The sequence below is a fragment of the Bradyrhizobium sp. CFUWI genome (assembly GCF_056429085.1).
In genome coordinates this window covers 299,350-316,286 of sequence record NZ_JBWJZE010000007.1, presented here as the reverse complement: position 1 = coordinate 316,286, position 16,937 = coordinate 299,350, and the positions used below count along the sequence as shown (strand labels likewise).

Here is a 16,937-nt window from a genome sequence, read left to right as displayed (position 1 = left end):
GACTTAGCCCGGCAGGACCGTTTTGCAAAATCACTGGAGACGATCGATGAGCGACAGTGGAATCGGAATGCTGCTCGGCCAGCTCTCTGCCAACCTGCTCTGGCTCTGGTTCATCGGCGCGTTCGTGCTCGGCGCGGCCCTCGTCTATGGCGTGATGAAGGCCGGCCACCTCAGGCGCAGCGAGCGGGCACAGCTCGATCGCAACACCGAGGCGCGGCAGCGCCAGGAAGATCCGTATAAGCGCCCGACCTGAGCGTTGACCGGTTGCAGATTGGAACTTTCGTTGCTGAAGCGGCTTTGATCGCCTGAGGATTGAGGAGGGCGAGGCCTTCCTGTGTCACCTCGTGAGGAGGACCTATGGCTAAGCAAGCAAAGAAGCGCACGACCAAGAAGACCGCGGCGCGCCGACCGCGACAGGCACCGAAGATGCTCAGCGACCTGTTTCTGGAGACGCTGAAGGACATCTATTTCGCCGAGAACAAGATCATCAAGACCTTGCCCAAGATGGCGAAGGCAGCGCGGTCGAAGGAGCTGGCCGCCGCCTTCAACAAGCACCTGCGCGAGACCCAGGGTCAGGTCAAGCGGCTGGACCAGATCTTCAAGATGCTGGGCAAGCCTGCACGCGGCAAGCCCTGCGAGGCCATCAACGGCATCACCGACGAGGGCGCCGAGATCATGAAGGACTTCAAGGGCGCACCGGCGCTCGATGCTGGACTGCTCGCGGCCGCCCAGGCGGTCGAGCACTACGAGATCTCCCGCTACGGCACCTTGCGGACCTGGGCCGAGGAGCTCGGCATGCAGGACGCGGCAAGGCTGCTTCAGGCGACGCTGGACGAAGAAGAGGCGACGGATCACGCGCTGACGGAGCTCGCGACGTCCGTGATCAACCTCGAAGCGGAGCAAGAGTACCGCGCCGCGGCCTGACCCGCGCCGCTGCCGATGACGGAACGCCGCGGCCCATGCCGCGGCGTTTGTTTTGGGTCGCACGACAGCGCATGGCACGTCGGCGCCGGCGCACTGGATTTTCCGGGAACCGGCCCCATATGCAGGCTTTCCCACCCCTGAGCCTTCCACATGCAACCCAAAAATCCCCTCGACTGGATGCTGTCCGAAGCCCTGGACTCGCTGACCCGCGCCGACCGGCTGCGCCAGCAGTTCGGCCGCCAGGAAGCCTGTTGGGAGCCGCCGATCGACGTGCTGGAAACCGAGCACGAGCTCCTGATCCTGGTGGCGCTTCCGGGCGTCAATCCGGACAATGTCGAGACGGTCATCCATGACGGCGTGCTCGTCATCTCCGGCCAGCGCACCCTCCCGCCGGAGCTCCGCAACGCCCGCATCCATCGGCTCGAGCTGCCGCAGGGGCGTTTTGAGCGCCGCATTGCATTGCCCGTCGGCCGCTACGCCATCAGCCGCTTCGTGATGGACGGCTGCGTCGCACTGCGCCTCGCCAAATCCTGAGGTCGATCATGGCCACCGAACAGATGAACAACGAACAGACCAATAACGACGTGAAGATCCCCGACGACGCGCTGATCATCATCCCCGTGCGCGAGATGGTGCTGTTCCCCGGCGCCATCGCGCCGATCACCATCGGCCGGGCGAAGTCCATCGCCGCCGCCCAGCAGGCGCTGCGCGAGCAGCGGCCCGTCGGCATCGTCCTGCAACGCAGCCCCGAGACCGATGCGCCGGGGCCGGACGACCTGTACCGGGTCGCGACCATCGCCAACATCGTGCGCTATATCACCGCGCCCGACGGCAGCCACCACATCGTCTGCCAGGGCGTGCAGCGTGCACGCCTCCTCGACTTCCTGCCGGGGACGCCGTTTCCCGTTGCGCGCTTCCAGCAGATCCCCGAGCCGACCACGACCTCGCCCGAGATCGAGGCGCGCGCCTTGAACCTGCAGCGCCAGGCCATCGAGGCCATCGAGCTGCTGCCGCAGGCGCCGCCCGAGCTGGCCGCGATGTTCCAGGGCACCAGTGCGCCCGGCGCGCTGGCGGACCTGGCGACCTCGTTCATGGACATCAAGCCGCAGGACAAGCAGGAGGTGCTGGAGACCATCGACCTCGTTTTGCGCGTCGAGAAGGTGTCCAAGCACTTGGCCGAGCGGTTGGAGGTGCTGCGCATCTCCAACGAAATCGGCCAGAAGACCAAGGCCTCCTTCGACGAGCGGCAGCGCGAGGCGATCCTGCGCGAGCAGATGGCGACCATCCAGCGCCAGCTCGGTGAAGGCGACGGCAAGGCCGCCGAGGTCGCCGAGCTGACGGCTGCCATCGCCAAGGCCAATATGCCGCCCGAGGCCGACGCACACGCCAAGAAGGAGCTGCGCCGCTACGAGCGCATGCCGGAGGCCGCCGGCGAAGCCGGCATGGTCCGCACCTATCTCGACTGGCTGATCGAGCTGCCCTGGGCGCTGCCTGCGGAGAAGCCGATCGACATCAAGGAGGCGCGAGCCATCCTCGACGCCGACCATTTCGGCCTGGAGAAGATCAAGAGCCGGATCATCGAATATCTGGCGGTCCGCAAGCTCGCCCCGCAGGGCAAGGCGCCGATCCTGTGCTTCGTCGGTCCGCCCGGCGTCGGCAAGACCTCGCTTGGCCAATCCATCGCCCGCGCGATGGACCGTCCCTTCGTCCGCGTCAGCTTAGGCGGCGTGCACGACGAGGCCGAGATCCGCGGCCACCGGCGCACCTATATCGGCGCGCTGCCGGGCAACATCATCCAGGGCATCAAGAAGGCCGGCGCGCGGAACTGCGTCATGATGCTGGACGAGATCGACAAGATGGGCCGCGGCGTGCAGGGCGATCCCTCGGCCGCCATGCTGGAAGTGCTCGACCCCGAGCAGAACGGGACGTTCCGGGACAATTACCTCGGCGTGCCGTTCGACCTGTCGCGCGTGGTGTTCATCGCGACCGCCAATATGCTGGACCAGATCCCGGGGCCGCTGCTGGACCGCATGGAGCTGATCAGCCTCGCCGGTTACACCGAGGACGAGAAGCTCGAGATCGCGCGGCGCTATCTGGTGCGGCGGCAGCTGGAGGCCAACGGCCTCTCGGCCGAGCAGGCCGAGATCGAGCCGGAGGCGCTGAAGCTGGTGGTCAAGGGCTACACCCGCGAGGCCGGCGTGCGTAACCTCGAGCGCGAGATCGGCAAGCTGTTCCGGCATGCTGCGGTGCAGGTCGCCGAGGGTACGGCTGCCAAGGTCGTGATAGCGGCGAAGGACATCGTCACCGTGCTCGGCCAGCCGCGCTTCGAAGGCGAGATCGCCCAGCGCACCAGCATTCCGGGCGTGGCCACGGGCCTTGCCTGGACGCCGGTCGGCGGCGACATCCTGTTCATCGAGGCATCAAAGGTGCCCGGCAAGGGCGGCATGATCCTGACCGGTCAGCTCGGCGACGTCATGCGCGAGAGCGTGCAGGCTGCGATGACGCTGGTGAAGAGCCGCGCCTCGCAGCTCGGCATCGATCCGCAAGCCTTCGAGAAGAGCGACATCCACGTGCACGTGCCCGCGGGAGCAACCCCGAAAGACGGGCCCAGCGCGGGCGTTGCGATGTTCACGGCGCTAACGTCCCTGCTCACCAACCGCACCGTGCGCAGCGACACCGCCATGACCGGCGAGATCTCGCTGCGCGGCCTGGTGCTGCCGGTCGGCGGCATCAAGGAGAAGGTGGTCGCAGCCGCGGCCGCCGGCCTGAAGCGGGTGATGCTGCCGGCGCGCAACAAGCGGGACTATGACGACATCCCGAAGAGCGCGCGGGACAACCTCGAATTCATCTGGCTGGAGCGTGTCGACGAAGCCATCGCCGCGGCGCTCGAACCGGTCGAGGCCCAAGTCAATGCGAAGGTCAACGCGAAAGTCGAAGCGGCGGAGTAACGCGATGAAGAAACTGCTGGAGAAAGCGAAGGGATCGCGGAAGACGCAGCGGCTGCGCCAAATGCTCGATCGCGCGATCGACCGGCTTCGCGATGCGCTGGCGGCGCCCGGGCGGCAGCTTCAACCCGTTCCGGTCAGGGTGAAGCGCCGCAAGGGTTGAGCCCTCCGTCTCAAGTCCTCGCGGCTGCCCCAAACAAAAGGCCCCCTTACCCAAGGGGGCCTTGCGTCGCTAGCCCACGGCGTCCTTGGCCGCCTTGACCGGGCGGGCGCGGACGATCTTCCGGGCCGGCTTGGCCTTGAACATCATCTCTTCACCCGTGAACGGGTTGGTGCCCTTGCGCGCCTTGGTCGCGGGCTTCTTGATGACCACGAACTTGGCGAAGCCGGGCACCAGGAACAGGCCGTTCTTCTTGAGCTCCTTGTGGCCGACGTCGGTCAGCGTCTCCATGACGTTCTTGACGTCGCGCTTGGAAAGCTCTGTGGCGGTCGCAATCTTTTCGATCAACTGCGATTTGGACATTTGGGTTGCCATCGTGTCTCCTCTGATTCGTGACGGCTGCATATTAGACCAACCGGCGAAGGCCTATAGCCTTCTGCACAGTTTTGTCGCGGTTTTACGGGCTTTTTTGGCCCTCTGTGGCAAAAAGCCCTGCTTTTTAGCTACTTCCGGAGCGGGAGAAGCCTCAGGCAGCGGATTTTGCCTTGTTTCAAAGGCCCGCACGACATCTTGCTAGAACTGATTCGCCGCCTTCGACAAGCGACGACCGGCCTCTTTGTGCAAGGAAGCGCGCGATTCACCCTGAAAAATAAGGGTTGGATCGATGTCGCCGGTCTTCCTCCCCGTAAGAACAGGGAGAAGTGCGAGCAATTGGCTAGACGCGCTCGATGATGATGGCGGGAGCCATACCGCCGGCGGCGCACATGGTGACAAGTCCGCGCCTCAAGTCGCGCCGTTCGAGCTCGTCGAGCACGGTGCCGATCAGGATCGAGCCGGTGGCACCGATGGGATGACCGAGCGCGATCGAGCCGCCATTGACGTTGACCTTGGCGCGATCGAGCCCGAGGTCGCGGATATATTTCTCCGCCACCACCGCGAACGCCTCGTTGATCTCGAACAGGTCGATGTCGTCGACGGTCAAGCCGGCCTTCGCCAGCACCTTGCGCGTGGCCGGCACCGGTGCGTTCAGCATCAGGGTCGGCGAGTCCCCCATATTCGCCATCGCCACCACGCGGGCGCGGGCCTTGAGGCCATGCGCCTTGGCGTAAGCGGGCGAGGCCAAGAGGATCGCCGCGGCGCCGTCGACGACGCCGGACGAGTTGCCGGCATGGTGCACGAAGTCGATCTCGAGATCAGGATATTTCTGCAGGATCAGGCCGCGATAGGTCGTGCCCTTGTCGTCGAGCGCATAGTCGGCGATCCCCGGGAATGCCGGCTTCAGGCTGCTCAGCCCCTCCATCGTGGTCTGCGGCCGCGGATACTCCTCCTGGTCGAGCGCAAGGCTGCCGTCCTCGCGGTGGACCGGCACGAGGCTCTTCTTGAAATACCCGTTCGCCATCGCGTGCGCGGCACGTTTCTGACTCTCCAGCCCGAGCGCGTCGACATCCCTTCGGGTAATGCCTTCCAGCGTCGCGATCGCATCCGCGCAGACGCCCTGATGCGACTGCGGATGCCGCGCGCGCAGACGCAGATTGCCATTGTCCATCATCATCGGACCCGAGCCGCGGCGTCCCTCCATCGACATCATCTCGCAGCCGCCGGCGATGACGACGTCTTCCACACCCGCCATGATCGAGCTTGCGGCCATGTTGACGCTGGTGATGCCGCTTCCGCAGAAGCGGTCGAGCGTCACGGAGCTGGCGCGCACGTCGTAGCCGGCGTCGAGCGCCGACATCCGGCCGAGATCGCCGCCTTGCGTTGCGACCTGCGCGCTGCAGCCCCAGACGATATCGTCGACGTCGGCGGTGTCGATGCCGGTGCGCTCGGCGAGCGCGCGCAGCACGGTTGCGCCGAGCTGCTGCGGATGTATGCCCGACAGTGCCCCCTTGCCGGCCTTGCCGACGCCGCGCGGGGTCCGGCAGGCATCGATGATGAGTGCGTCGGTCATGGGCGCTGTCCTCTTGTTATGAGTGTTGAGGACAGTTCTGAATAACGGGGAGAGGAGAGTCAATCCGCGTTGCAGACGTCACTCGCGCGGATTTTCCGTTGCGCGGTTAGCCCACGAAGCTTCGGCGACGTCATGGCCGGGCTTGTCCCGGCCATCCACGTCTTAGTCAATGGACGAAGAACGTGGATGCCCGGGACAAGCCCAGGCATGACGACCTCTGGGCGAGGAAAGCAATCACGCCCCCGCCGCGTTCTTCGCGATCACGTTGCGGTAGAAGCTGGCGCTGAGTTTCGGTGTACGCACCTGCGTATCGAAATTGACGTGATAGAGCCCAAAGCGCTTGTTCAGCCCATAGACCCATTCGAAATTGTCCATCAGGCTCCAGAGGAAATAGCCGCGCACCGGCACGCCTTCGGCCGTGGCGCGCTGGAGCTGGGCGAGATAGTTGCGCAGGTACATGATGCGATCGGTGTCGTAGATCTTGCCGTCGGGCGTCACGACGTCGTCGCCGGAGGCCCCGTTCTCGCTGATATAGATCGCATCCGTCTTCCAGATCTTTGCCGCCAGCTTCGGCACCCAGTAGATCGTCTCGGGTCCGACGCGCAGCCAGTCCGAATTCATGTGCGGGAACGATTTCGGAATCGGCAGCGGCATGAAGCCCGCGCCCTGGTCGGACGCCACCACGTAGTGCTGCGGCGCGTAGATGTTGAGGCCGAGGAAATCGACCGGCGAGGAGATGATCTTCAGCTCCGCATCGGTGTATTTGGGCGCGTTGGGCCCGGCGAATTTCAGGAAGGCATCGGTATAGCGGCCTGTCATGATGACGTTGAGATAGCCGGCGTTCATCTCGCGCAGCGCGATCTCCGCAGCGCGAACGTTTTCCGGCGTGTCGATCGCGGGCGCACAGGCATCGATGTTCTCGGCCGGCCCCACCCTTGTGCCGCGACGGCCATGGGCGCGCACCGCCTGCACCGCGAGCCCGTGCGCCAGCGCGCTGTTATGCCTGATCTGGTTGACCTCGGCTTGCGGCAACTTCACGCCGGGCGCGTCGATGCCGATGCCGTAGCCGAAATAGACGAAGCGGCCGCTCTCGTTCAGCGTGAACACATTCCTCACGCGGTCGGTGAGGTGCTCGGCGACATAGGCCGCGTAGTCGCCGAAGATCTTGCAGGTCTCTGTCGAGCGCCAGCCGCCGAAGCGATCCTCAAGCGATTGCGGCAGGTCCCAATGATAGAGCGTCAGCCACGGCTCGATGCCGTTCTTCAGGAGCTCGTCAATGAGCCGGTTGTAGAAGTCGAGCCCCTTCGGATTGGGCCTGCCGTCGCCGTCCGGAAACAGCCGCGGCCAGGCCACCGAGAAGCGGTAGGCTTTGCAGCCGAGTTCCTTGATGAGCCCGATATCCTCCTTGTAGCGGCGATAGTGCTCGTTGGCGCGGTCGCCAGTGGTGCCGTCCTCGATCTTGCCGGGGATGCGCACGAACTTGTCCCAGATCGAGGCCCCTCGCCCGTCCTCGTTGACCGCGCCCTCGACCTGGTAGGAGGAGGTCGCCGTGCCCCAGACGAAGCCGGCGGGAAAGCCGGCGCGCGGCGCTGCTGCCGGCCTCGCTTCGGCCGCATCGAGCGAACCGGTCAGGCCGGCTGCGGACAGCCCCGCGAGTTTCGCGAAACGGCGACGCGAGACCTTGTCCGACATTGATGCTTCTCCGCTTCAGGGGCCTGTTGCGGGCGCACAATGGCGAGTTCAGGGCGGTTTGAGAAGCAAGCTTTGGGAGAAACCGGATGCAGAATCGCGCGGCCCGGGAGCACGACAGATGGAAGCCGGGCAACTGCCCCGCGTGCTTCCCGGCTCAGCGCGGGCGCTTCGGCAGCTTTGGCAACTTGGCGGGGTTGAACGCCGGGCGCTGCTCGGCTCGCTGTTCACGTGTCGGCGGCGGCGGTTCGGTGAGAATGAGCGTTCCCTGGAGAATCATGCCCGGCACTTGTTGTGCCGTCGCGGTGTAAGTCGCGATCTTGCCGGGGCAGTTTCCCTCGATGTCCAAAGTGAGCTCGTCTTCCACGCCGAACACGGTTGCACGACCGTCGGTATGGCGCTTCGTCGACACGGTGGCGGTGAAGCGATCTCCATCGACCTGACAGGAGCCGTGATAGGTCATCAGGCTGTCGCGGCCCCAGATCTGTCCGTCTGCGACATGGACGATCCCGGTCCCCTGATCGAGCGGCGTCTTGTACCACGCCGCATATGTCCCGTCCTTCAGCATGGGAGCAGTCTCCCCTGGCATTCCCCGACGATAATCCGCATGATTAGCGCTAAGAAAGCGTTAATCTCGCGGCCCGTTCCATTCCGGCCTGTCCTTGCGCAGCTCGGCTTCGAGCTCCTCGACGATGTCGTGTAGCAGACACGCGGCCAGCGGATCCGTCACCTCCCGCTCCAAACGCCGATAACGGGCGATCCGGCATTCCTGCTCTCTCAATTGGTGCTCTGTCATCACGCGGGCCCTCCGTCGAGTTGACGCGGAGAGTGCCGGGCAGTTTCGTTAAAGTTTTCAGATCATTTTTGATGGTTTCTGATTGGTAAAGATAGCGCTGCGCTGAACGGGACCAAAGCATCGCCACGGCGCTATCGCCTCTAAGTGGACAGACGAAGCCAGACGTCCTTGCTTGCCAGCGTGCCGTTGGGCGTTGCGATCTCCATGTCCACGACGTGCAGGGAACCGGGCTCGTCTGCATAGATGTACTTGAGATGCCACATCAGACCCAGGTCCGGAGAAACGACAAAATCATCCAATGCGTCCGTGATATCTCGAACCGCCTCGCGGTGCGTCAAGGGCGCGGAAAACATCGCATCGATCAGGTCGGCGAGGCTCATGCCCTCGACGAGCATCAGTCGCGCGATCTCGTCGCCGTAGACGTGCCGAAGCGCTGAAACGATCGCAGCGACGGCATCCGGATTCTTCAACGACACGGCAAAGCAGGCCTCCGAAGCTATCATGCCGGAGGCGGAATATTCTGCAAGATCAGCGAGCACTCCCGCAGAGCAATGGACGCGGCGTCCGAGAGCGCGGCCGAGCCGGGCTCAGCGAGCGCGGGTCGGGTGAACTCGGCGCCACCGTTGGTGCGGTTGGGCAAGGCCTCGCGGTCGGCGCCGCGACCGCTTCCGATTGCACGCCCGGCGCGCTTCTGCTACCTTGAGGTACGTGCCTCATTTCACCTCGCCGGCCGTCGGTGAGTCTGCCCCGCCGCAACGATGCGGATGGCGGCTGATCGCCGCGCAGCTTGGGGGTGAGACGTGCGTCCAATTTGGGCACAAGCAGAGTTGGCCTTCATCAAGGGCCGACCGCCTTAGGGAGGATAATATGCAGCGTCTCTTGGTTGCAGGTGTCTCTATTGCCTTCGCGATAGCATCGGGTGTCGGCTCGGCCGGTGCGGCAGACAAGAAGGTTCTGGCCTTCGTCGTCAACGGCGCATCCGACTTCTGGAAGATCGCTGAGGCCGGCATGAAGAAGGCGCAGGGCGAGCTGCCCAACTACGACCTCCAGTTCAAATATCCGGAACAGGCTGCGGCCGCCGTACAGCAGCGCGTGATGGACGACCTCGTCGCCGCCGGCGCCGCCGGCATCATGGTCAGCGCGGTCGATCCGAAGAACCAGACCGATCACCTCAACAAGGTTGCGTCCCAGACCGTGCTGTTCACCACCGACAGCGACGCGCCGCAGTCCAAGCGCGTGGCCTATATCGGCTCCTCCAACACCGATCTCGGCAAGGAGGCAGGAAAGCTGATGGTCAAGGCGCTGCCGAACGGCGGCAAATGCGTCGGCTTCGTCGGCCTACCCGGCGCCGACAATGCGCGCGAGCGCATCGAAGGCGTGAAGGACACCATCAAGGGCTCGAAGGTCGAGCTCGTCGATGTCCGCGGGGACGAGATCGACCAGACCCGCGCCAAGCGCAACGTCGAGGACATCCTTGCTGCGATGCCCGATGTGAGCTGCCTCGTCGGCTTTTATTCCTACAATACGCCGCGCATCTACGAGGTGCTCAAGGAAGCCGGCAAGCTCAACAAGATCAAGATCATCGGCTTTGACGAGGATCCGATCACGCTCGGCGGCGTCAAGGAAGGCAGCATCGTGGGCACGGTCGTCCAGCAGCCGTTCGAGTGGGGCTATCAAGGCATGAAGCTGATGGCGAACTACATCGGCGGCAACAAGTCTGGTGTTCCTGCCAACGGCATCATCATCGTGCCGGGCAAGGTCATCGAAAAGGCGAATGTCGACGACTTCATGGCCTCGATGAAGCAGATGCTGAAGAAATAGGAGATATCCCCGCTGCCCGAGCCGCAGCCCGCCATGTCAGGACCGTTCCTCGAACTGATTGACATCAGCAAGAGCTATCCTGGCGTGGTCGCGCTCGACCGCGTCGGTTTGCAGGTGTCGCCCGGCGAGGTCATTGCGCTGATCGGCGAGAACGGCGCCGGCAAGTCGACGCTGATGCGCGTGCTTGGCGGTGTCGTGGAGCCGAGCAGCGGCGTCATCCGTGTGGACGGCGCCGCGCGAAGCTCGCTCACCGTGACGGACGCGATCAAGGCCGGCATCGCCTTCGTCCATCAGGAGCTGAACCTCTTCGACAATCTGGACGGCGCCGCCAACGTCTTCATCGGCCGCGAGCCCGTGCGCGGCGGGCCCTTGCGGCTGATCGACCGCAAACGGATGCATGCCGGCGTCGCTCCGCTGCTCGATCGGCTGGGCTGCGATTTCGCGGCCGATGCGCCGCTCGCCGAATTGTCGCTGGCGCAGCGCCAGCTCGTCGAGATCATGAAGGCGCTCTCGCTCGATGCTCGTCTCGTCATCATGGATGAGCCGACCTCGAGCCTGACGCTCACGGAGACCGACCGCTTGATGCGGATCGTCGCCGACCTGAAAGCCCACGGGGTCAGCGTCATCTTCATCACCCATCGGCTCAACGAGGTGATGCAGTGCGCCGACCGCGCGGTCGTGCTGCGTGACGGCCGCGTGGTCGGCACACTGACACGCGCGGAGCTCTCGCCGGCCGCGATGATCCGCCTGATGATCGGCCGCGACCTGAAATCGCTTTACGTTCCCCCGGCCGCCCCCCCTGGGGACAGCGTGCTCCAGATTGTCGATGCCGTCACCGACACCTACCCCGACCGCGCTGTGAGCCTGTCGGTCCGCCGCGGCGAGATCCTCGGACTTGCCGGCCTCGTCGGGTCCGGCCGCACGGAGCTCGCGCGCGCCGTCTTCGGCGTCGACCGTTTGCGTGGCGGCGCGATCAGACTCGATGGCGAACCGATCCGTATCGCAAATCCGCGGGCCGCCATCGAGCAAGGCATCTACCTCGTTCCGGAGGACCGCAAGGGCTCGGGCCTGTTGCTCGACGTCTCGATCACCGAAAACATCTCGCTGCCCGATCTAGCGTCCTATTCGCGCTTCTGGCTGGTGGATACGGCCCGCGAGAAGGAGAATGCGATGCGCCAGCGGGAGCGTCTCAATATCCGCGCGCCCGATGTCGAGACCGCCGTCGGCTCTCTGTCGGGAGGCAATCAGCAGAAGGTCGTGCTCGCCAAATGGCTGTCGATGCGGCCGAAGGTCCTGATTTTCGACGAGCCGACGCGTGGCGTTGACGTCGGAGCCAAGCAGGAAATCTACGACATGCTGCGCCGTCTGACCGACGCCGGCGTCGCGATCCTGATGATCTCCAGCGACATGGAGGAGGTGATCGGGATCAGCGACCGGATCGCGGTCATGCATGAAGGCGCAATCTCGGGCTTCCTTGATCGCAGCCAGTTCAGCGAGCACAATGTGCTGCAGCTTGCCGTCGGTCACGCAATTGAGCCGGAGGGACCTTGAGCAAGAAAGACCTGAGCCTTCTGGTCCTGATCCTCTTGGTCGGGACCGTCGTCGCCCTCATCAATCCGAGATTCCTGTACGTTGGCAACCTCTCCAATACCGCCAACCAGGTCGGGCTGTTCGGCATCTTCTCCATCGCGCAAGCCTTCGTCATCATCATCGGCGGAATCGAACTGTCGGTTGGTTCCGTGATCGCATTGCTGGGCGTCCTGTTCATCGACCTCATCGTCAATCACGACGTCGACTGGTTGGTGGCAACCGCCATCATCGTTGCGGCCGGGCTCGTGATCGGCCTGGTTCATGGCACGCTGGTGACCAGGATGCGGATCCAGGCTTTCGTGGTAACGCTGTGCGGCCTCCTGATCTATCGCGGCGCGGCACGCTATTATACCGAGGACGCGACGGCGGGGTTCGGCTTCGGTGCGAGCTTTCCGATGCTGGAATGGCTGGCCGCCGGCCGCACCAACGTCCTCGGCTTTCCGCTGCCGCACAGCGTGGTGGCGCTTGGCGTCGTGACCATCATCGCTTGGGTGGTGCTGCACCGCTCCGTGTTCGGCCGCTATCTCTATGCCGTCGGCAAGAACGAGGAGGCGGCACGCTATTCCGGCATTCGCTCCAGCCGCGTGATCATCTCGGCCTATATCATTTGCGGCGGGCTGACGGCATTTTCAGCCATCCTGATCGCGATGTACACCCGTTCGATTTCGCCGGCCGTGCACGGCTCGTTCTACGAGCTCTATGCCATCGCCGCCGCTGTGCTCGGCGGCTGCTCCTTGCGCGGCGGCGAAGGCTCGATCATCGGCGTCGTGCTCGGCACCGTGCTGCTCCAGATGCTACAGAATCTGGTCAACCTGCTGGGCATTCCGAGTTCGCTCAATTTCGCGGTGATGGGAACGGTGATCCTGGCCGGAGTGCTCGGCGATCAGTATCTGGTGCAGCGACGCCACCGCGTGGGTACGGCCAAAGGCCGAGGGCAGGCGAGCGCGGCGGCCGTACCGGTCGAGAAGATGAAGGCGGAGTGAAAGCGACGGTTTGCGCAGGCGCCTGTGTCCGACACAGATGCGCTCAATCACGGGAGGACGCCGGCACTTCCAGAGTGTCTAGAACGTCACCCGCATCCCCGCGTAGAACGCGCGTGGCCTGGCCGGGCTCAGCGAGCGCGGGTCGGTGAACTCGGCGCCGCCGTTGGTGAAGTTGGGCAAGGCCTCGCGATCGAAGAACTGTCCATAAGTCGCGTAGCGCTTGTCGAAGATGTTGTCGACGCGGCCGTAGAGCTGGACGTTCTTGGTCACCTGGTAGGAGGTGTGGAGATTGAACACGGTATAGGACGGCAGCTTGGCATATTGGTTGGACTCGTCGCCGACCAGATATTGGCTGGAGACGAACAGCGCGTTGCCGCCGACCTTCCAGACGTCGGTCAGGGCGTAATCGACGCCGACCTTGACGCGGTGGCGCGGGATCGCGGGGATCTGGTTGCCGGGCCTGACCTGGATGGTCTCGGTGGCGTCATCGGCGAACGGGCTTTCCGAGCCGAGCTCGAGCGGATCAAGGAAGCGCGCGTCGACGAAGGCGTAGCTCGCCTGGAACTGAAGCGTCGGCGACTTGATGTTGACCTCCGCTTCCAGCCCTTGCCGCCGCGTCCGGCCGACATTGGTGAAATAGCCAAAGCCCGTCCGCCCGACGGCGGGCACCGCTACGATGTCGTCATAGTTGGTGGCGCGAAAGCCGCCGATTTTCCATCCGAGAGTGCCGATATTCAGCTCCCTGGTGCCGCGGAATCCGGCCTCCACGGTCTTGGAGACGACCTGTTTCAACGGCGGATCCGCGACCAGGAAGGCCGCAATGAGGCAGGGCCGGGCGGGATCCGCGCAGCCGAGCTCAAGCGGCGTCGGCACGCGGTTGGCCTCGGAATAGCCGGCATAGGCGGTCAATCCCGGCGTGATCTTGTAGGTGCCGCCGATCATCGGATTGAAGCGGGTATAGGTGTGATCGCCGTTCAGCGCAGTCCCGAGCTGGTCTTCGAGCGAGATCCGCGCCGCGTTGAAGCGACCGCCGCCGGTGATCGCGAAAGCGTCCGTGACGTTGAACGTGTCCATCGCGTAGAGGCCATTGTATTGATTGACGGTCCGCAACGAGACGGGGCCGGCCACGGGATCTGCCGTAGGAGTCGCCCCCAGGAAAACACCGCTACCGCTGACGACGTAGTTCTCACCCATCGAGCCGATCTCGGAGCTGGCGTTGTAGCGCGTGGTACTGGCGTCATAGGTTGCGCCCATCACGAACCGGTTGTCGTGGCCGAACAGTTGATCGGTGTTGGTGGCCTGCCCCGACACGCCAAACGTGGTCGAACGGATCGAGCTCCGATCGATCGCACCCAAGATTGTTCCCGGCGCGAACGGGTTGGCGAGTTGCACGCCGCCCGCGCCGTTGGCGGGTGTGGCGTCGTCGCCGAAGCAGAGCAGCGCCGGATCTGCAGCGCACTCCTCCACGTCGGTTGGATTGCCGTCGACGATGTTCTGCTCGAACCTGCGCACATGGGCGGTGCCTTCGAGCGTCCAGGTCGGCGTCGCGTCGACCTTTCCGGTCAGGTTGAGATAGCCGACGCGGTTGGCGGTGGTCTGCGGTGTGGTGTAGGTCGCGCCCCAGTATTTATCCAGCAACTCGGCCGGGACGGTGGCGCTGGCGCCGAAATTGTTCTTGGCGACTCCCATGTTGACGTGGAATTCGCTGTCGCCCCCCTTATAGCCGACGTCGCCGTAGAAGCGCCGTACGTCCGATTGAGCGAAATTGCGGAAGCCGTTGTCGTGCAAGCCTTCGAGCGCGGCATAGACGGCGTAGTTCTTGTCGACCTGCTTGCCCCATTGGGCCGAGCCCTGGATGCGGCCGAACGAGCCACCCATCAGATCGAGTTCCGCCCCCTGATAGGTGAAGCCGTCCTTCATTTGCAGATTAAGCGCGCCGCCCAGGGCGTTGAGGCCGAAAGCGGGATTGTTGGTCACCAGCGTAACCGACCTGATCGCGGCGGTGGGGATCAGGTCCCAATTGACCGCGTCAGAGAAGGCCTCGTTGATGCGGACCCCGTTCTGATACACCGCAAGGCCTTGCGGCGTGCCCGTCACGGGAGAGGCGACGAAGCCGCGGAATTCGACATCCGGCTGGAACGGATTGCCGGTGACCTCGGTGATGTTGACGCCGGCGATGTTGTCACGGAGCGCGTCGGTGACGTTCAGCGAACCGGTGCGCTTGATCTGGCTCGGATCGACGGCGTTAATCGCCGACGGTACCTTGTCGACATCAAGACCTCTGCCGATGCCGGGCGCGGTGGGGTAGACGTAAAGGCGTGTCCTGGGGCTGGCTGACGCCGGCGCCCCTATGCGCGCAACCGGTCGCGCCGGTGAGACGCGCCTAGCCGCCGAAGGCGGCGGCGCCGCCACCTCGACCGGCGGCAAATTCTGGACGTTGGTCTCCTCGTCTTGCGCGGCCCTCGCGGGGCTCGCGAAGACCATCCCGGAAACCAGACCGGTCGACACCGAAGCCATCAACAAACGACGCTTGAACCAAAGAACCTTGCCCATCCCCGCCTTCCCATCCGTGACCACCGGCTGTTTTGCCCTTCGCCGATTGGTCGGGACGAGTGTAATCGGCGGCAAGTCGCGCGCCAGCCACAAAAGATCGGGCAATATCCGCTCCCGTTTTCCCGACCAAATCGGGAATTTTTCCCGATCGCCTCGGGCGCGGTCAGGCGGCCGCAGTCGGAACCAGCGCCTCCACCGTCAAGCCGCCTGCGCCGGAGACGACATTGAGCGTGCCGCCCAGCGCCAGGATCCGCTCGCGCATGCCGACGAGGCCGAAGCCGAGCTTCTGCCCCGGCTCCATGCCGCGGCCGTTGTCGCTGACCCGCACCCGGGCGCAGCAGCGGCCGTCGTGAGTCATCTGCTCCACCGGCTCGATGACGACATTGACCGCGGTCGCGCCGGCGTGGCGGAATACGTTGGTGAGCGCCTCCTGCACGATACGATAGATGGTGAGATCGGCGGTCTCGCCGGTCGGCCCGAGCGCCGGCGAGATCACAGTCTCGATCGCGACGTCGGGATGCGACTGCCGCCACAGCCGCGACAGGGATTGGAGCGCCTTGCTCAAGCCGAGCTCGGCAAGGCCCACGGGCCGAAGGCGCTCCAGCACGCGGCGGTTGAACTGCTGGAGTGCATTGATCTGTTCCAGCATGGCGCTGCCATGTTTTCGCACGGCATCCGCACTCGGGTCGCGTCCGTCCGCCAGCTTCGCCAGCGCACTCGCGTGCGCGCGCAGCGAGAACAGGTAAGGCCCGAACTCGTCATGGAGCTCGCGCGCGATCTCCTTCCGCTCGATATCCTGAAGCGACACCGCACGCTCGGCAAGACGCCGCTTGTCCTCGACCGCCTCACCAAGCGTCGCAGCAAGGTGGTTGAGCTTGGTGCAGATCGCGGCGAGTTCCGGCGCGCCGCCCGGCGCGACACGGGCATCGTAATGTCCGCCTTCGAGCCTCCCCATTGCCTCCGCCAGCGACTGGAGCGGTGCCAGCGCCCGGCCGACCACGTTCATCATCAGGAAGAACAGCGCGAGCGCGATCACCGAGCCGACCTCGAGCTGGGTCACGATGCCGTCCCAGATCTCGGCGATCTCGTCATCGGGATGCGAGGTGATCAGGAGCGAGCCGGGTTTGCCCTGGATCGAGACCGGCACGCTGACCGCGGTCTGCTCTGGGTGAACCAGGGCGACGAACCAGGCCGGCGGCACGCGCGTGTCGACGCCGGCATCGGCCCGGGGGGGCGTCAGCGGATGGCCGCCGGCGTCCCGAAGCGTGATGCTGACGTGGCGCAGGCGGCTGAGATCGCGCGCGATCTGGTTGAGCCTGGCATCCGGATCGGGGGCCTCGTTGAGATCCGCCACGATCATCTCGATGAACTCTCGGGCGAGGCGGATCACGCTCTGGTCCTCGGCCTGCACGCGCGGACCAGCCTCCGCGACCTGGCGGCCGATATTGACAGCGAGCCCCAGCGCCAGCAGCAGTGCCAGCAAGAGGTTGATGCGCCCGCGCAAGGATAGATTTTGCCACATGGGTGT

15 protein-coding genes are annotated in these 16,937 nt (G+C 64.7%); 8 read left to right on the top strand and 7 right to left on the bottom strand.

What is annotated here, in order from left to right:
* The first annotated feature begins 46 nt into the window (after positions 1-46).
* The 5 genes from AC066S_RS18150 (at position 47) to AC066S_RS18130 (ending at position 4,032) form a co-directional block, all read left to right on the top strand.
* Positions 47-253 (top strand): hypothetical protein, encoded by a 207-nt coding sequence (locus AC066S_RS18150; RefSeq protein WP_126255604.1) that lies wholly within the window; start codon positions 47-49, stop codon positions 251-253.
* 104 nt (positions 254-357) lie between these two features.
* Positions 358-924, top strand: coding sequence for a YciE/YciF ferroxidase family protein (locus tag AC066S_RS18145; RefSeq protein ID WP_126255603.1), 567 nt, complete (start codon positions 358-360; stop codon positions 922-924).
* A gap of 150 nt (positions 925-1,074) precedes the next feature.
* Positions 1,075-1,458 carry an Hsp20/alpha crystallin family protein gene (locus AC066S_RS18140; protein ID WP_126255602.1) on the top strand — a complete coding sequence of 128 codons (384 nt, stop codon included), beginning with the start codon at positions 1,075-1,077 and terminating at the stop codon, positions 1,456-1,458.
* Between the two features lie 8 nt (positions 1,459-1,466).
* The gene (gene lon, locus AC066S_RS18135) at positions 1,467-3,872 is read left to right on the top strand and encodes an endopeptidase La (protein WP_126255601.1); all 2,406 of its coding nucleotides are present in this window, start codon (positions 1,467-1,469) and stop codon (positions 3,870-3,872) included.
* 4 nt (positions 3,873-3,876) lie between these two features.
* Entirely contained in the window at positions 3,877-4,032 is a 156-nt protein-coding gene (locus AC066S_RS18130) for a hypothetical protein (RefSeq protein ID WP_164718362.1), read from the top strand.
* 69 nt (positions 4,033-4,101) lie between these two features.
* Here AC066S_RS18130 and AC066S_RS18125 read toward each other — a convergent pair whose 3' ends face one another.
* The 5 genes from AC066S_RS18125 to AC066S_RS18105 all read right to left on the bottom strand — a co-directional run bounded on the left by AC066S_RS18125 (position 4,102) and on the right by AC066S_RS18105 (position 8,965).
* Complete coding sequence (locus AC066S_RS18125) at positions 4,102-4,404, bottom strand: HU family DNA-binding protein (protein WP_025037698.1); 303 nt, start codon at positions 4,402-4,404, stop codon at positions 4,102-4,104.
* 340 nt (positions 4,405-4,744) lie between these two features.
* Positions 4,745-5,977: an acetyl-CoA C-acetyltransferase gene (locus AC066S_RS18120; protein ID WP_478270244.1), complete on the bottom strand. Its 1,233-nt coding sequence runs from the start codon at positions 5,975-5,977 to the stop codon at positions 4,745-4,747.
* Positions 5,978-6,211: 234 nt separating this feature from the next.
* Positions 6,212-7,669 carry a GH1 family beta-glucosidase gene (locus tag AC066S_RS18115; protein ID WP_135169643.1) on the bottom strand — a complete coding sequence of 486 codons (1,458 nt, stop codon included), beginning with the start codon at positions 7,667-7,669 and terminating at the stop codon, positions 6,212-6,214.
* A gap of 154 nt (positions 7,670-7,823) precedes the next feature.
* Positions 7,824-8,234 (bottom strand): hypothetical protein, encoded by a 411-nt coding sequence (locus tag AC066S_RS18110; RefSeq protein WP_126255598.1) that lies wholly within the window; start codon positions 8,232-8,234, stop codon positions 7,824-7,826.
* Positions 8,235-8,602: 368 nt separating this feature from the next.
* Positions 8,603-8,965, bottom strand: a complete 363-nt coding sequence (locus tag AC066S_RS18105; protein ID WP_126255597.1) for a hypothetical protein — start codon at positions 8,963-8,965, stop codon at positions 8,603-8,605.
* A gap of 364 nt (positions 8,966-9,329) precedes the next feature.
* Between AC066S_RS18105 and AC066S_RS18100 the strand changes: the two genes are divergently transcribed.
* Genes AC066S_RS18100 through AC066S_RS18090 form a run of 3 tightly spaced genes read left to right on the top strand, consistent with a single transcriptional unit; the run spans position 9,330 to position 12,856 of the window.
* Positions 9,330-10,283: a sugar-binding protein gene (locus AC066S_RS18100; protein WP_135169644.1), complete on the top strand. Its 954-nt coding sequence runs from the start codon at positions 9,330-9,332 to the stop codon at positions 10,281-10,283.
* A 33-nt stretch (positions 10,284-10,316) separates the two neighbouring features.
* Positions 10,317-11,834: a sugar ABC transporter ATP-binding protein gene (locus AC066S_RS18095; RefSeq protein WP_478270243.1), complete on the top strand. Its 1,518-nt coding sequence runs from the start codon at positions 10,317-10,319 to the stop codon at positions 11,832-11,834.
* On the top strand, positions 11,831-12,856 hold the full coding sequence (locus AC066S_RS18090; protein ID WP_135169646.1) for an ABC transporter permease: 1,026 nt from the start codon (positions 11,831-11,833) through the stop codon (positions 12,854-12,856). The genes AC066S_RS18095 and AC066S_RS18090 overlap by 4 nt, the downstream gene beginning before the upstream one ends.
* 78 nt (positions 12,857-12,934) lie before the next feature.
* Here AC066S_RS18090 and AC066S_RS18085 read toward each other — a convergent pair whose 3' ends face one another.
* A complete protein-coding gene (locus tag AC066S_RS18085; RefSeq protein ID WP_209311853.1) occupies positions 12,935-15,409 on the bottom strand; it encodes a TonB-dependent receptor in 2,475 nt (824 codons plus the stop codon).
* A 163-nt stretch (positions 15,410-15,572) separates the two neighbouring features.
* Positions 15,573-16,931 carry a histidine kinase gene (locus AC066S_RS18080; RefSeq protein ID WP_167767528.1) on the bottom strand — a complete coding sequence of 453 codons (1,359 nt, stop codon included), beginning with the start codon at positions 16,929-16,931 and terminating at the stop codon, positions 15,573-15,575.
* Positions 16,932-16,937: the final 6 nt, after the last annotated feature.

Excerpts from the sequence above, each read along its gene's own strand:
- AC066S_RS18140 (WP_126255602.1), top strand. The coding sequence starts at position 1,075 with ATGCAACCCAAAAATCCCCTCGACTGGATGCTGTCCGAAGCCCTGGAC.
- AC066S_RS18105 (WP_126255597.1), bottom strand. The coding sequence starts at position 8,965 with ATGATAGCTTCGGAGGCCTGCTTTGCCGTGTCGTTGAAGAATCCGGAT.
- AC066S_RS18150 (WP_126255604.1), top strand. The coding sequence starts at position 47 with ATGAGCGACAGTGGAATCGGAATGCTGCTCGGCCAGCTCTCTGCCAAC.
- lon (WP_126255601.1), top strand. The coding sequence starts at position 1,467 with ATGGCCACCGAACAGATGAACAACGAACAGACCAATAACGACGTGAAG.
- AC066S_RS18120 (WP_478270244.1), bottom strand. The coding sequence starts at position 5,977 with ATGACCGACGCACTCATCATCGATGCCTGCCGGACCCCGCGCGGCGTC.
- AC066S_RS18110 (WP_126255598.1), bottom strand. The coding sequence starts at position 8,234 with ATGCTGAAGGACGGGACATATGCGGCGTGGTACAAGACGCCGCTCGAT.
- AC066S_RS18095 (WP_478270243.1), top strand. The coding sequence starts at position 10,317 with ATGTCAGGACCGTTCCTCGAACTGATTGACATCAGCAAGAGCTATCCT.
- AC066S_RS18100 (WP_135169644.1), top strand. The coding sequence starts at position 9,330 with ATGCAGCGTCTCTTGGTTGCAGGTGTCTCTATTGCCTTCGCGATAGCA.
- AC066S_RS18125 (WP_025037698.1), bottom strand. The coding sequence starts at position 4,404 with ATGGCAACCCAAATGTCCAAATCGCAGTTGATCGAAAAGATTGCGACC.
- AC066S_RS18080 (WP_167767528.1), bottom strand. The coding sequence starts at position 16,931 with ATGTGGCAAAATCTATCCTTGCGCGGGCGCATCAACCTCTTGCTGGCA.
- AC066S_RS18085 (WP_209311853.1), bottom strand. The coding sequence starts at position 15,409 with ATGGGCAAGGTTCTTTGGTTCAAGCGTCGTTTGTTGATGGCTTCGGTG.
- AC066S_RS18115 (WP_135169643.1), bottom strand. The coding sequence starts at position 7,669 with ATGTCGGACAAGGTCTCGCGTCGCCGTTTCGCGAAACTCGCGGGGCTG.
- AC066S_RS18145 (WP_126255603.1), top strand. The coding sequence starts at position 358 with ATGGCTAAGCAAGCAAAGAAGCGCACGACCAAGAAGACCGCGGCGCGC.
- AC066S_RS18130 (WP_164718362.1), top strand. The coding sequence starts at position 3,877 with ATGAAGAAACTGCTGGAGAAAGCGAAGGGATCGCGGAAGACGCAGCGG.